The sequence below is a fragment of the Arthrobacter sp. T572 genome (genome assembly GCF_056780115.1).
Genome location: NZ_JBRAZQ010000002.1, coordinates 3,751,042 through 3,763,999 on the forward strand (window position 1 = coordinate 3,751,042; position 12,958 = coordinate 3,763,999).

Below are 12,958 nucleotides of genomic sequence, written 5' to 3' on the forward strand. Positions count from 1 at the left end.
TCCCCGTAAGAAGCGGCAGCACCACGTGCCGCGAGGGAGGCATTGGCACGGTGTGGGCTACCCACCCGGGAATGACAGGGCTTCTCAGTTGGTTTCGGCTGCCTGTAGATTCAACGCCACATCGACGATCATGTCTTCCTGTCCCCCCACGTAGCCGGCATTACCGACTTCCTGAAGGATCTGCCAGGCCGGCACTCCGTAGCGTTCCGCTGCCCGCTCTGCATGGATGAGGAACGAGGAGTAGACGCCTGCGTAGCCTTGCATGATGGATGCACGGTCCATGACGGGCATGCGGGTGATGATGGGCTTGACGATGTCTTCAGCGGCAGCCATCAGGCCTTGGGTGTCGACACCAGTGGTTATATCGAGCCGATCGAATGCTGCAGCGAGCACTTCGGTTGGGGAATTGCCTGCTCCGGCCCCGAGAGCCACAAGCGTGCCATCGATTTGCCGTGCACCGGCGCGCACGGCAAAGACTGAATTGGCGACGCCGAAGCTCAGGTTTTGGTGGCCATGGAACCCCACCTGCGCGTCGTCGCCCAGTTCTGCCACCAGGGCGGCGACCCTCTCGGCAACACCTTCCAGGATCAGGGCACCGGCAGAGTCGACTACGTAAACGCACTGGCATCCCGAGTCGGCCATGATGCGGCCCTGCTTGGCCAGCTCCTCCGGGCTCGCCCGATGCGACAGCATGAGGAAACCCACGGTCTCCATGCCCAGCTTCCGCGCACGGGAGAAGTGCTGGGTGGAGATATCTGCCTCCGTGCAGTGCGTCGCGATCCGCGCTACTGAAGCGCCGGCGTCGTGTGCCTTGTTGAGGTCGTGGATGGTGCCGAGGCCGGGAAGCATGAGCACCGCGATCCGGGCCCGCTTGGCTTCATGCACGGCGGCCTTGATGAGGTCCAGTTCCGGGGTCAGTGAGAACCCGTAGTTGAAGGACGAACCGCCCAGGCCGTCTCCATGGGTCACTTCGATGACGTCCACGCGGGCATCGTCGAGCGCCCTGACGACGCTTCGCACATGCGCTTCCGTAAACCGGTGGCTCATGGCGTGGGAACCGTCGCGCAAAGTGGTATCCGTCAGGCGGACGGCGTAACCATTTTTTTCCGGAAGGGTCATGACTGGCTCCTGGTGTTCTGGGTGGAAGCAGCAACAAGCTCCTGCTCGTCCATCTTTTCGGCAAGCAGGTCTGCGGTTCGGGTGGCGGCAGCGGTGATGATGTCCAAGTTGCCGGCGTACTCGGGAAGGTAGTCTGCGGCACCTTTTACCTGCACCCAGACGCCAACCCTTCCGGCACCCTTCCAATCGTCCCGGGCGGTATCGAATTGCGGTTCGACCCGCAGTTCGTATCCAGGAACGTATTCCCGCGTCTTCTCAACGGCCTCGTTGATGGCGGCCCGGATCCGTTCCTGGGTCTCTCCCGGTTCGGCAGCCACTGCCGGTATTGCGCAGTAAATGGTGTTCCGCATGATCATGGGCGGTTCCACGGGGTTGATGATGATGATGGCTTTGCCCCGCTTGGCACCACCGACAACTTGGAGTGCTTCTGCGGTGGTTTCGGTGAACTCATCAACGTTGGCCCGTGTACCCGGACCAGCCGACTTCGACGCTATGGATGCCACGATTTCTGCGTAATCCACCGGAACCACCGAAGAAATCGCCGCAACGATCGGCGTCGTGGCCTGGCCGGCGCAGGTAATCATGTTCACGTTCATGGCGTCGTCGATCAATTCCAGGTTGACCACGGGAGCGACGTAGGGGCCCACCGCTGCGGGAGTCAGGTCGATGGCCCGGATGCCCGCCTCGCGGTACTTGGGGGCATTCGCCGCATGGGCTTTTGCGGACGTGCATTCGAACACGAAGTCCGGTTTGTCCTCCTGCGCCAGCAGCCAATCAACGCCTTCAGCGGAGACGGTCACCCCGAGGCGGGCTGCGCGGGCAAGGCCGTCAGAGTTTGGATCGATGCCAATCATGTATTTGACTTCGACGTTTTTCGAGCGCCGCATGATCTTGAACATCAAGTCGGTCCCGATGTTGCCTGAACCGACGATTGCTGCGGTTTTCTTGGCCATGTGGGTGTCCTTTGATTATTAGCCGGCTATGCGCGTGGGCTAGATGAAGTGAATTGTCAGGGATCCGAGTTCGCCGAAGTCTGCTGTCGCGCTGCTGTCCGAAACCACGGGAAGGGCCTTGGTGAACGATCCTGGGAGGACAAGCTGCCCTGCCTCCAGGGCAACCCCTTGTTCTCCCAGGACGTTGGCCAGCCAAACGAGCGCAAGTATTGGATCTCCCATGACAGCCTTGCCGGTACCGCTTTCCACCGGATGGTTGTCTATGCGCAGGGTGCATTCGACCTGCTTGAGTTGATCCACGGACACATCCAGGGGGGTTCGTCCCACGGCGATGGCACCGCAGGAAGCGTTGTCTGCCACAGTGTCCACCAGTCGGATATCCCAGTCGGCGATGCGTGAATCAATGATCTCAATGGCAGGGTAGACCGCTTCCACGGCACCGGCTGCCTGTTGGTAGGTGACTGAGGGACCTTGCAGCGTTTCCTTCAGCAGGAATCCGAACTCGGGCTCGACCTTCGGAGAGATGAAGCTGCCACTGGAGACGTGTGCTCCGTCGTGATGGACCATGTCTTCGAAGAAAAAGCCGAAGTCGGGCGAGTCGACACCAAGTTGGGCCTGCATCGCCTGGGAGGTCAACCCAATTTTCCTTCCGGCGAGTACCCGGCCTGCTTCCAGGTGCTGTTGCAGCTGGGCGGCCTGCACCTCGTAAGCATCCTGGACGGTCATGGACGCGATCCGGTCACGCAGGGGTGGCACAGGGGCACGGGTAGCCGTGGCGGTGAGCAGCTCCTGGGCAAAACCGTGCAGGACTTCTTCGCGTTCCGTGGCGTTGGCGGTTGTATGCATTGTTGTTCCTATCAGCGCGTGATCGTTCCTGGCCTATCCATGTCCCACGGAGTTCAGTACCGGGGTGGGCTGGTGGTGCTGCAGCAGTTCCCTGTCCCATTGGGCCGCCGCAGTACCTTCCTCCCTCAGCACGGCCTTCCGCACTTTTCCGTTCTCGGTCTTTGGCAGGTCCGGGACCACACGCATGAACCGCGGGATCGCGTACTTGGCCAGCCGGGGTTCGCAAAAAGCCGAGATCTCGCCGAAATCAACAGGGCCCTTGGTGATGATCGCCGCCATGACTTCGTCTTCGCCCAGTTCAGAATCCACGGCATAGACCGCCGCTTCACTGATCAGGGGATGTTCGAGGAGTGCCTGTTCGACTTCGGCTGAAGATATGTTCTCGCCCCTGCGACGGATAACGTCCTTGATCCTGTCGACGAACCGCACCCATCCGTCTGGTTCCACCACGACGCGGTCTCCGGTGTGGAACCAAAGGTCCCGCCAAGCCGTGACCGTGGCCTCGGGCATCCGGTAATAGCCGGTTGCGAACGCATGGGGCTGGTCGCTGCGCAGCAACAGCTCGCCCGGCTCCCCGGCCGGGACCTCCAGCCCGTACTCGTCCACGATGCGCGCACTGAATCCCGGCTGTACCTTCCCCATGTAACCGGGCCTTTGTTCGCTCCGGCTGGAGGCCACGATGGAGTTGGTCTCGGTTGAGCCGTAGCCGTCCATGAGGGTGATCCCGAACCGTTCGCGGAAAGAGGCCAACAGCCCGGCCGGGGTTGCCGGAGCGAGTGCGGCGACTACTCCATGTGCCCGGTCCAGCGGAGTCGGTGGCTTGCTCGCGAGGATGCTCACCATGGCACCAAGAAGGTACGTGAAGGTTGCGCCGGCGCTCTGGACATCCGACCAGAAACGGGAGGCCGAGAAGCGCGGTCCCAGCACGTATTCAGCACCGCTGACCAACGCCTGGCTGAAGGCATTCAGCGCGTTGGTGTGGAAAAGCGGCAAGCACGTGTAAAGGACGTCTTCCTCTGTCAGTTCAAGCTGCCGGGAAACGTTCACGCCCCACCAATAGAACTGGCCGTGAGGACATTGGACGCCCTTGGATACACCTGTGGTGCCTGATGTGTACAGGATCGCGGCAGTATCGCCCGGCAGCACAGAGGCAGGCTCAGCACTGGAGGATGCCTTGGGCAGCCCCGTGACGGGGTAACGACTGCCCATTTCGGGAACGGGCTCATCCAGTAGCCAGATCTGGCGCAACGACGGAAGTCCGGGGAGCCGGTCCACATGCTCCAGCAGCTCTGACTCGGTAACAAGGAGTGATGACTCGGAATTGGCAAGGATGTGATGCAGCTGCTCGCCACGGGCGGCCGTGTTGATCGGGACAGCTATCGCTCCCACCCACGCGCATCCGAGGATGAGGTCCAGGAGTTCGATCCGGTTGCTGGACATCAGAGCAACCCGGTCACCCGGACGAATGCCATGATTCAGCAGCACTCCTCCCGCGAGGGCGACGGCTTCCAGCATTTGCCGGCCATCCCGTCGGACTGAACCGCAGCGCATAAGCGGCGCGTTCGGGAGCTTCTCTGCCCGGTTCATCAACAGGCCAGGGACCGTCATCGAGGCGGCAACCGAACCTGCGGTGTAGGTATCTTCGGACATGGTTCTCCTAGGCTTTATTTCTCTGAAAAGGTACGTAGCCAACCAGGGCAGTTTCTTCGCTGGCAGTGTTGGTGAGGTCGATACTGTCGCCTGCTTTGACGGTCCCACCCAGAATCCGGGCAATGAATTGAACGTCTTCCGGGCAGACGACGGTAGCTGTCTGCTGCCCGCTCGAGAGCAAGGTGACCGCTTCGACCACTCCGGAGTCGACGTCGTCTTCAACAAAGGAAGTGTTGGAACATCTGGAGCAGATGAGCCGGAACGGGAAGTAGGCCTTGCGGCAATTGACGCATCTTTGAAAAACAGCACTCATTCCGAAGCCTCCAACACTGCCAGGTTTGCGCACGCACCGTAGCGGTACAGCACCATCCCATATCCGCTGACTGCAGCCAGTCTCGCTTGCACCTGCCGATCTCCTCCTTGTCCCAGCAACTGCCGCGTGGCCTCCACCAAGCCATGCATACCGCCGGCAGATCCTGCCTGGCCTGCGGAGAGTTGCCCTCCTGAGGTGTTAAGGGCCAGCTCCCTGGAGAGAATGCGTGCCCGGATGAATTCCGGGATGTCCGCGTTCTCTGCCACCGCTCCCATGTCTACGAGCTGGGCGACCACCATGGCCGGATAGTCGTCGTAGACACTGAGGACGTCCATATCCTCTGGAGAGACCCCCGCCCTCTCCCATGCCAAAGGTGCGCAAGACCGCAAACCGGTGACCAGACCATCGCCCGCTTGGTTGTCCTGATTGTAGGAAGCGGTGGTCGAAAGAATCTTCGCCCTTCGCTGTCCGTTTGCCCTCTCATCCGCAACGACCACAACGGCGTCGGCACCTGTGACAGGCGGAACACAGTCAAAGCGGCCCAAGGGTTCGGCAACCAAAGGAGCGGCAAGGTACTCCTCAAGCGTCAAAGGTGTGCGGTACACGGCCCCTGGGTTCAGGCCCGCCCATTCCCGCTGGGCCACTGCAATGCGGCCATAGTCCTCCCGGGCCAAGCCAAGCTTCTCCATCTGGCGGGTTGTCAGCATGGCAAAGAGTGCGTTCGGGCCTGACATGGGCAAGGGGGTCAAGTGGTCAGCCGTTGCCCTGTTGTACTTGGCAACAAGGTTGGCGAAGGCGTCACCGTCCATAAGGTCGCCGGCTGCGAGTACAACTACCGAGGCATCGCCCGCTTCGATGGCGTGGACGGCGTGCTGCAGCATGTTACCGGCGCTGGCGCCACCGTTGGTGTCTTGCATGAGCCAGGTCAGCTTCAAACCCATCCTCCACGCGAGGTCGATGGCGTGGTCCGGATCCAGCGTGAAGCTGGATACTCCAAAGCCGTCTACATCGCTGGGAGAAAGTCCGGCGTCTTTGAGTGCACGGCCCACTGCATCGGCAATGGTGCCCGATGTAGTGGTCCCGGGTTGGGGATGCCGCGTATACGGGGATTCGCCGGTAGCAATGATGGATACTGCCATGGTTGGTTCTTTCCTGTTCAGTGGGGTGGAGTCGGCCGGGGCTGACGGCTATCGGGGTGCGACGTTGACTTCGTGCACGTCCACGTGGGCATCAGGAGCAGGTGTACGGTTTTGGCCCACGTTCTTGGAGAAGGCCAGCGCAATCAGGGTGATGGCCGCCAGGCCGATGGCGTACAGGGCAACCGGCGTCGAGCTGTTGTAGGTCAGCAGAAGCGCGGTGGCAATGAACGGTGCCAGTCCTCCCGCGAAGACTGCTGCAATCTCGTGGCCCAGCGCCATTCCTGAATAACGAACTTCGGGGCTGAACAATTCGTGGAAGAACGCGGGCTGGGCCCCGATCATTGCGGCGTGGCAGATTCCGTTGCCAATGAAGTAGGCGAGCACAATGAGGCCCGGTGAGTTCGAATCGATAAGCCAGAAGAAAGGGAAAGCCATGAGTGCAAGGGCCGTGGCTCCGATGGCGTACACCTTACGCCGGCCAATCTTGTCGGACAGATGCCCAAAGAAGACGATGGTCCCGAACGCAAACAGCATGGAAAGCATGACGCCCAAGAGCAGCGTTCCACGCTCGACTCCCACATGCACGCCGTAGACCAAGGAGAATGACAGCAGCAGGTACGAGCCACCGTTTTCGGCAACCCGGAGACCCATGGCCACCAGGATTTCCTTCGGGTGGGTACGCAGCGCGGTCCAGACCGGCAAGGCGGCCCTGTCGCCGTCGGACTTGACCTGCTCAAATTCTTTCGTCTCCGGAAGCCGGAAACGGATGTACATGCCGACGCCGAACAACAGGATGCTCAGGAGGAACGGCAGGCGCCAGCCCCAAGCCATAAACTGCTCCTCCGGGAGCAATTGTGCGAGGTAGAAGGCGGCAGAGGCGAGGACGAACCCGAGGGTGACTCCCCCTTGGCTGAACGCCGAAAACAGTCCGCGGCGTTCTTCCGAGGAGTTTTCGCTGATGATCAAGACGCCTCCTCCCCACTCGCCGCCGGCAGCTATTCCTTGAAGGACGCGAAGCACCACAAGCATGATGGGAGCCCAGATGCCTACCTGCTGATACGTGGGCAGGAGGCCCATCAGGAAAGTGGCGATGCCCATGATGCTCAGTGTCATGACCAGGGCAGTTTTCCTGCTGATACGGTCGCCGATGTGGCCGAAAAGTATGCCACCAAACGGACGGGCGGCGAATCCCACGGCGAAGCCGACGAAGGCTCCCAAGGTGCCCACCAGCGGATCGGTGCCTGACGGGAAGAAGAGCTTTCCAAAGACGATGGCGGCCGCCGTCGCATAAAGGAAAAAGTCGTACCATTCGAGCGAATTCCCAACGAGCGATGCGATGACATAGCGCTTGATTCCGGGGCTTTTGGCGCCGGACGCGCCTAGGGCTTTTTGTGACATGAGCGTCTCCTGGTGGAAAGGGGGGTGTGGTGGGGCAAGGATCCACGACGGCGGGGATCCTGCTGGTCAGCCATCAAGCACTGGCCTGTGTTCCGGTGAAGATCCGGACGTCAGCGTCGACGTCCATTCCGAGAAACTTTTGAGCGTTCTTGCTCAGGAGTTGACTTTGTTGCTGCTGGGTCAGGAAGGGAGCCTGCCTGATCAGGTTTCCCGCGGGCCTTTCACCCAAGGGGTACGGGAAATCGGAGCCGAGCATGACGTGTTCGCTTCCCATGACGTCAATGAGGAGCCGCAAAGAGGCGTCATTGAAAACCACGGAGTCCACGCTGAACCGGTTCAGGTAATGCGATGGGGGGAACTCGGATGTCGCGATAAGGTCCGGGCGCTGGTGCCAGGCGTTGTCCATGCGGCCTACCCAGTAAGGAAAGGATCCACCTCCGTGGGCAAAGCAGAGGCGCAGGTGCTCGGGTAGCCTGTCGAAGCCCCCACCGAGGATGAGCGAAAGTATGGACAAGTGTGTTTCCCCGGGCATGCCCACCAACCAGCGTGCCATCCATCGTTCGAGTCGAGGTGAAGTGGGCATGTCCCAGGGGTGTATGAAAACAGCTGCGTTGCGGTCCGCACAGTGCTGGAGAAACGTGATGATGCCTTCATCGTCCAGGTCGCGGTCGCCGACGTGGTTGCCGATCTCGACGCCGACATGGCCGTTCTCCAGCGATCGGTCAAGTTCCCGGCACGCGGCGTCCGTGTCCTGCAGGGGTACCTGGCAGAACGGGATCAGGCGCTGTGGTGCTGGATCACAGACCTCCAACGCCAAATCATTGAAGATCCGACTGACCTTCACTGCTTCTTGAGGGTCGCGGGCGTAGGAGAAGAACAGCGGTGTAGGTGAGACAACCTGTACGTCCACACCATCGGCGTCCATCGCCGCGAGGCGCTCTTCGGCCGCCCAGGCGTTCGAGCGAAGGGGGCGGAATTCAGCGGAGCCCAGCATGAGCATCGCTTCCCGTTCCGAGTCGCTGCGCAGCCACGGCCAGGGGCCGTTTCCGCCTGTTTCCTGCCCGAGGTCAGGCCACCCGTTCGGCACGTAGTGGGTGTGGACGTCGATGGTGGGTGAAAGGTTGGTCACTGGGATCTTTTCCTTTGGTGCGTTTTCCGGAGGGGTTGCTTAGCCCCGGCCGGGGTGGACGGCCCCGCAGTTCTTGCACGTGCGCGCCGAAGCGTCGCTGGCGTAGAACTGTTCGAACACGGGCGGCAGGTCTTCGACGATGTCCCGGACCTGGAGTTCGACCTCGTGGATGAGGTCGGAGCATTCGAGGCAGTACCACTGGAACTTCTCCGTGGTCCCTTCCTCCCGGATGCGTTCGATGACAATGCCGATGGAGCCGGCTTCCGGTCGCTGGGGCGAGTGGGGAATGTTGCCCGAGAGCAGCCACATCTCGCCCTCCTTTACGTCAACCCGCTTGACGCCTTCGTCGGTAACGACGTTGACGTGCATGTTGCCCTTTACCTGGTAGAACCACTCTTCGTAGGGATCAACGTGGAAATCGGTGCGCTGATTCGGGCCCCCGACCACTTGGACGATGAAGTCATCAACCTTGGTCCACATTGCTTTGTTATTCACCGGTGGCTTCAACGAAGCCTCGTTTTCGGCCAGCCACTGCTGGAAGTTGAAGACGGGAAGGATGCTCGTCTTGTTGGTGCTCTTGGTCATTGTCCTGCTCCTTGTTCTTCCGGGTGTTGTGTTGGTGTTGCCGGCGGTTGCCGCCTGTGGGCTATCGCCTGGATTTCGATGAGAAGGTGTGGATGGGGAAGTTGATGGACTGCGACTGTGGTGCGGGCGGGCCCGTCCTCGTCGAAATACTGTCCATATACTTCGTTGTAGCCTCCAAAGTCATTCATGTTGACCAGGAAAGTAGTGATCTGCACGACGTCGTCCAGGGAGGCGCCAACGTTCTGCAGGATGCGTCCGATGTTCTCGATGACGGACTGGGTCTGTGCGCGGATGTCCAGGTTTGTGGTGCCCAGTTCATCGACGTCGACACCAACGAAAGTGTTGTCCGGTCGCCTGCTGCTCGTTCCGGAAACGTAGATCAAATCACCGGCAGTCTTGACGTGTGGGAAACGGCCTCGGGGCCTTGCCATCTCCCCGATGAGTTTGGCCCCGCTCATGAGTCGGCTCCCGCCGTCTCCAGTTCAACGCCGCCGATGCCGGCCACAATGGCCGTGATGGTGGATCCTGGCGGGAGGGGAACCGCAGCGGTGGCCGCACCTGCCAGAAGTACCGCACCGGCAGGAAGGCCGGTTCCGTGGCGCGGATACATCCGTGCAAACGCCCGAAGCGCGTTCATGGGGTCGCCGAGGATTGCTGAGGTGGTTCCGGTTTCGGTGATGGATCCGTCCACGAGCAGTGTTACGGTCCTGCCGGCAAGATCGTCCGTAAACGAAGTCCACTCGCCGAGGACGTAGCGACTGGCGGACGTATTGTCGGCAACGACGTCGGCGAGGCTGAAGGAGAAGTTGAGATAGCGCGAGTCGATGATTTCCAGCGCAGGTGCGACTGCGTCCACGCTTGCAAGGATCTGCTCCTCTGACGCGTCCGGTGGGACGGGTTGGCCGAAGCGGAACGCGATTTCAGGTTCGACCCGTGGGTGGACGGACCCGGTCAACGGCAGCTGTTCGCCCTCGTTCACTTGCATGCTGGAGGTCAGGAAGCCGACGATCACTTCCTTCACGCCCATCTGCGCCATTTTCGCCTGACTGGTGAACCCGAGCTTCGCACCTGAAAGTTGCTCGCCGCGGGCCAGGCGAAGGCTAAGCAATTCCGACTGCACTTTGTAGGCACTTTCAAGCGAGAGCAGGTCGCCAAACTGATTGATGGCCACACCCTCGCGTTGAGCCTGGTCGAGTTTGCGTGCGATGTCGTTGATTATTTGGTCCGGGTGGGTTGTGGTCATCGTGTTGCCTCGCTCAGGTTTACGCACACGTTCGTGGGCTCGGTGTAGAAGTGCAGGGAATGGGTTCCCCCTTCGCGGCCGATGCCGGAGAGCCCGGCTCCGCCGAAAGGCGAGCGCAAATCGCGCAGGAACCATGTATTGACCCAGGTGATGCCTGTATTCATGCGACCGGCGACCCGGTGTCCCCTCTCCAGGTTGGAGGTCCAAACAGCGGCGGCAAGGCCGTATTTGGTGTCATTGGCCAGTCGTACGGCTTCTTCTTCGTCGTCAAAGGGGACCAGCCCTGCGACGGGGCCGAAGATCTCTTCGCGCATCACAGGCGCGTCATGGCTGAGCCCGGTCCATAGCGTGGGTTCAATCCAAGCGCCACCGCCAAGTTCGTGGCCCAGGTTCGGGATTCCACCACCCACGATTGCCTCTCCGCCTTGCTGTTTGGCGCGTTCGAGATACGTGAGTACTTTCTGCCTGTGATTAAGGGAGATCAATGGGCCGGTGGTCGTCCGGGGATCGCGGGGTTGACCGAGCATTAAGCCCTTGGCCCGCTCCGCAAGTCCGGCCACGACTTCGTCAAAGATGGGACGCTGGATGTAGACACGCTCGGTGCAGAGACAGACTTGCCCGGTGTTGGTGAAGATGGATTTCGTGAGGCCGTCCACCGCAGCCTCTACATCGGCGTCTGCGAAAACGAGGGCGGCATTCTTTCCACCGAGCTCAAAGGAAACCGGGCGAACGTGGGCCGCTGCAGCGTGCATGATGGCTGAACCGGTGGAGGATTCCCCCGTGAAGGTGATTCCGTCGATGCCTTCATGCGTGGTCAGGAATTCGCCGGCCGAACCGGGGCCGAAACCATGGACCAGGTTGAACACCCCGTCGGGCACGCCCGCCTCGGCCATGATCTCAGCCAGCAACGTCGCAGACGACGGCGTTTCCTCCGAGGGCTTGACGATCACCACGTTGCCGCAGGCGATTGCCGGAGCCACTTTCCAGGTCAGCAGCAACAGGGGGAGGTTCCACGGCACTACTACGGCAACAACTCCCAGGGGCCGGCGCAAAGCGTAATTCAGGGCCCGCCGACCGTCGGGAAGCTCGGTGAGGAAGGAGTCCAGGCCTTCGGCGGCAATGATGTCGGCAAATGCGCGGAAATTTGCTGCTGCGCGGGCTACGTCGAGGTCCCTCGCAAGTTGTTCCGGCTTGCCCGTGTCCGCGATTTCGGCAGCGAGCAGGTCATCGAAACGCGCCTCGATGCGATCGGCGATACGACGCAGCAGCGCTGCCCGTTCGTTGACTGTGGAATTCCCCCAACGTCCTTGGAGTGCGCTGCGTCCGGCCTTCACCGCCATGTCGATAGTGCCCCGATCGGCCTCGGCAACGTAGGCGATCACGCTGCCATCGACAGGGCTGATCTTTTCAAATGTCTTGTCGGCGGCGTCAAGGAAGGCTCCGCCAACGAAGTTACGCAGGGTAGGAATCGCCATGATGGATGCTTCTCCCGGGTCGTCGGTGTGGGTTGTATCACCAGTGTGCTGCGGGCAACCCATGTCCGTCGAATGCCTTTTCCCGTACCAGCCATGTCCATATGGGCATATCATCGTCGACATGGATATCAGATCCCTCTTGAATGGCCCCCTGAAGATCCGTCATCTCGTCCTCGTTCTGGCGATCGCGGATCACGGCACCATCGTGAGTGCGGCCAGGCACCTGTACATCACCCAGCCCGCGGTCAGCAGGGGTTTGCGAGAGGTCGAGGATGCCCTTGGGGCACCACTTTTCGAAAGGGGCGCCCGCGGGGTCCGCCCCACGCCCTTTGCGGAGGTCTTCATCAGTCACGCGCGGGCCGTGGTGGGCCACCTGCAGCAAGCGACCCAGCACATAGCAGAGCTGGCGGATGCCACCGCAGGGTCTGTCACCATCGGCACGTACGTGGCAGGAGGCAACCTGCTGCTGCCCAAGGCGATAGCGCTGTTGAAGCAACAACGGCCGCACGTAAGCGTCCATGTCCACGAGGCGACTCCCGACCGGCTGACCAATGGACTCGTCGCAGGTGAAATCGACATTGTCGTAGGGCGCCTCACCCCGCAGCATGGCGTTCCTGACTTACAGCAAGCGGCGCTTTACCACGAGCCATTCGAAGTTGTTGCAAGAGATGGGCACCCTGTCTTTGAGCGCGGTGAAACCACCTTGGATCAATTGCGAAACTACCCGTGGGTCATGCCGGTGGCGCAGACAGCACTGCGCGGCGAGCTTGAAAGCGCCTTTGCCCTTGAGCGTCTGGAGCTGCCGGAGCAACAGGTGGATTGCTCCTCCCCCATGACCCTTCGTGCCATCGTTGCAGAAACTGACTTTCTAGCGCTCCAGCCCCGCACTATTGGGGCCGCTGATCCGCTCCTTCGCATTGTTGGAGCAAGAATCAAAGGCATCAGCCAAACGGTTGGCGTGACCACTTTGCAGGACAGGCTGCCGAGCCCTGCGGTGGTCTTGATGCTGCGTTGCTTTGAACAAGTAGCCGTGGGAATCCGCAAGACGATTTCGGCCTCCTGATGTGATGCCCCTGATCCACAGCTATGCCCTATTCAGGATTGGTGA

Annotated in this window: 13 protein-coding genes; 1 reads left to right on the forward strand and 12 read right to left on the reverse strand. The window is 61.0% G+C overall.

Annotated elements, in window-relative coordinates; genetic code table 11:
* Positions 1–84: 84 nt before the first annotated feature.
* The 12 genes from dmpG to ACUYMZ_RS18635 form a co-directional block, all read right to left on the reverse strand.
* Positions 85–1,119 (reverse strand): 4-hydroxy-2-oxovalerate aldolase, encoded by a 1,035-nt coding sequence (dmpG, locus tag ACUYMZ_RS18580; RefSeq protein WP_426004412.1) that lies wholly within the window; start codon positions 1,117–1,119, stop codon positions 85–87.
* Complete coding sequence (locus ACUYMZ_RS18585) at positions 1,116–2,072, reverse strand: acetaldehyde dehydrogenase (acetylating) (RefSeq protein ID WP_481605182.1); 957 nt, start codon at positions 2,070–2,072, stop codon at positions 1,116–1,118. Before ACUYMZ_RS18585 ends, dmpG begins: the two co-directional genes overlap by 4 nt.
* Positions 2,073–2,111: 39 nt before the next feature.
* Positions 2,112–2,918: a 2-keto-4-pentenoate hydratase gene (locus ACUYMZ_RS18590; protein ID WP_481605184.1), complete on the reverse strand. Its 807-nt coding sequence runs from the start codon at positions 2,916–2,918 to the stop codon at positions 2,112–2,114.
* Between the two features lie 33 nt (positions 2,919–2,951).
* On the reverse strand, positions 2,952–4,568 hold the full coding sequence (locus tag ACUYMZ_RS18595; protein WP_481605186.1) for an ATP-dependent acyl-CoA ligase: 1,617 nt from the start codon (positions 4,566–4,568) through the stop codon (positions 2,952–2,954).
* Positions 4,569–4,575: 7 nt separating this feature from the next.
* The gene (locus ACUYMZ_RS18600) at positions 4,576–4,881 is read right to left on the reverse strand and encodes a PhlB family protein (RefSeq protein ID WP_426004417.1); all 306 of its coding nucleotides are present in this window, start codon (positions 4,879–4,881) and stop codon (positions 4,576–4,578) included.
* Entirely contained in the window at positions 4,878–6,020 is a 1,143-nt protein-coding gene (locus ACUYMZ_RS18605) for a thiolase family protein (protein WP_481605188.1), read from the reverse strand. Before ACUYMZ_RS18605 ends, ACUYMZ_RS18600 begins: the two co-directional genes overlap by 4 nt.
* A gap of 48 nt (positions 6,021–6,068) precedes the next feature.
* A complete protein-coding gene (locus ACUYMZ_RS18610; protein WP_481605190.1) occupies positions 6,069–7,418 on the reverse strand; it encodes an MFS transporter in 1,350 nt (449 codons plus the stop codon).
* A 73-nt stretch (positions 7,419–7,491) separates the two neighbouring features.
* Positions 7,492–8,547, reverse strand: coding sequence for an amidohydrolase family protein (locus ACUYMZ_RS18615; RefSeq protein WP_481605192.1), 1,056 nt, complete (start codon positions 8,545–8,547; stop codon positions 7,492–7,494).
* 39 nt (positions 8,548–8,586) lie between these two features.
* Complete coding sequence (locus ACUYMZ_RS18620) at positions 8,587–9,132, reverse strand: 3-hydroxyanthranilate 3,4-dioxygenase (RefSeq protein ID WP_426004421.1); 546 nt, start codon at positions 9,130–9,132, stop codon at positions 8,587–8,589.
* A complete protein-coding gene (locus ACUYMZ_RS18625) occupies positions 9,129–9,590 on the reverse strand; it encodes a RidA family protein (RefSeq protein ID WP_481605194.1) in 462 nt (153 codons plus the stop codon). Before ACUYMZ_RS18625 ends, ACUYMZ_RS18620 begins: the two co-directional genes overlap by 4 nt.
* Entirely contained in the window at positions 9,587–10,375 is a 789-nt protein-coding gene (locus tag ACUYMZ_RS18630; protein ID WP_426004423.1) for a 2-keto-4-pentenoate hydratase, read from the reverse strand. The genes ACUYMZ_RS18625 and ACUYMZ_RS18630 overlap by 4 nt, the downstream gene beginning before the upstream one ends.
* A complete protein-coding gene (locus ACUYMZ_RS18635) occupies positions 10,372–11,850 on the reverse strand; it encodes a 2-hydroxymuconic semialdehyde dehydrogenase (RefSeq protein ID WP_481605196.1) in 1,479 nt (492 codons plus the stop codon). Before ACUYMZ_RS18635 ends, ACUYMZ_RS18630 begins: the two co-directional genes overlap by 4 nt.
* 121 nt (positions 11,851–11,971) lie before the next feature.
* Between ACUYMZ_RS18635 and ACUYMZ_RS18640 the strand changes: the two genes are divergently transcribed.
* The gene (locus tag ACUYMZ_RS18640) at positions 11,972–12,913 is read left to right on the forward strand and encodes a LysR substrate-binding domain-containing protein (protein ID WP_481605198.1); all 942 of its coding nucleotides are present in this window, start codon (positions 11,972–11,974) and stop codon (positions 12,911–12,913) included.
* Positions 12,914–12,958: the final 45 nt, after the last annotated feature.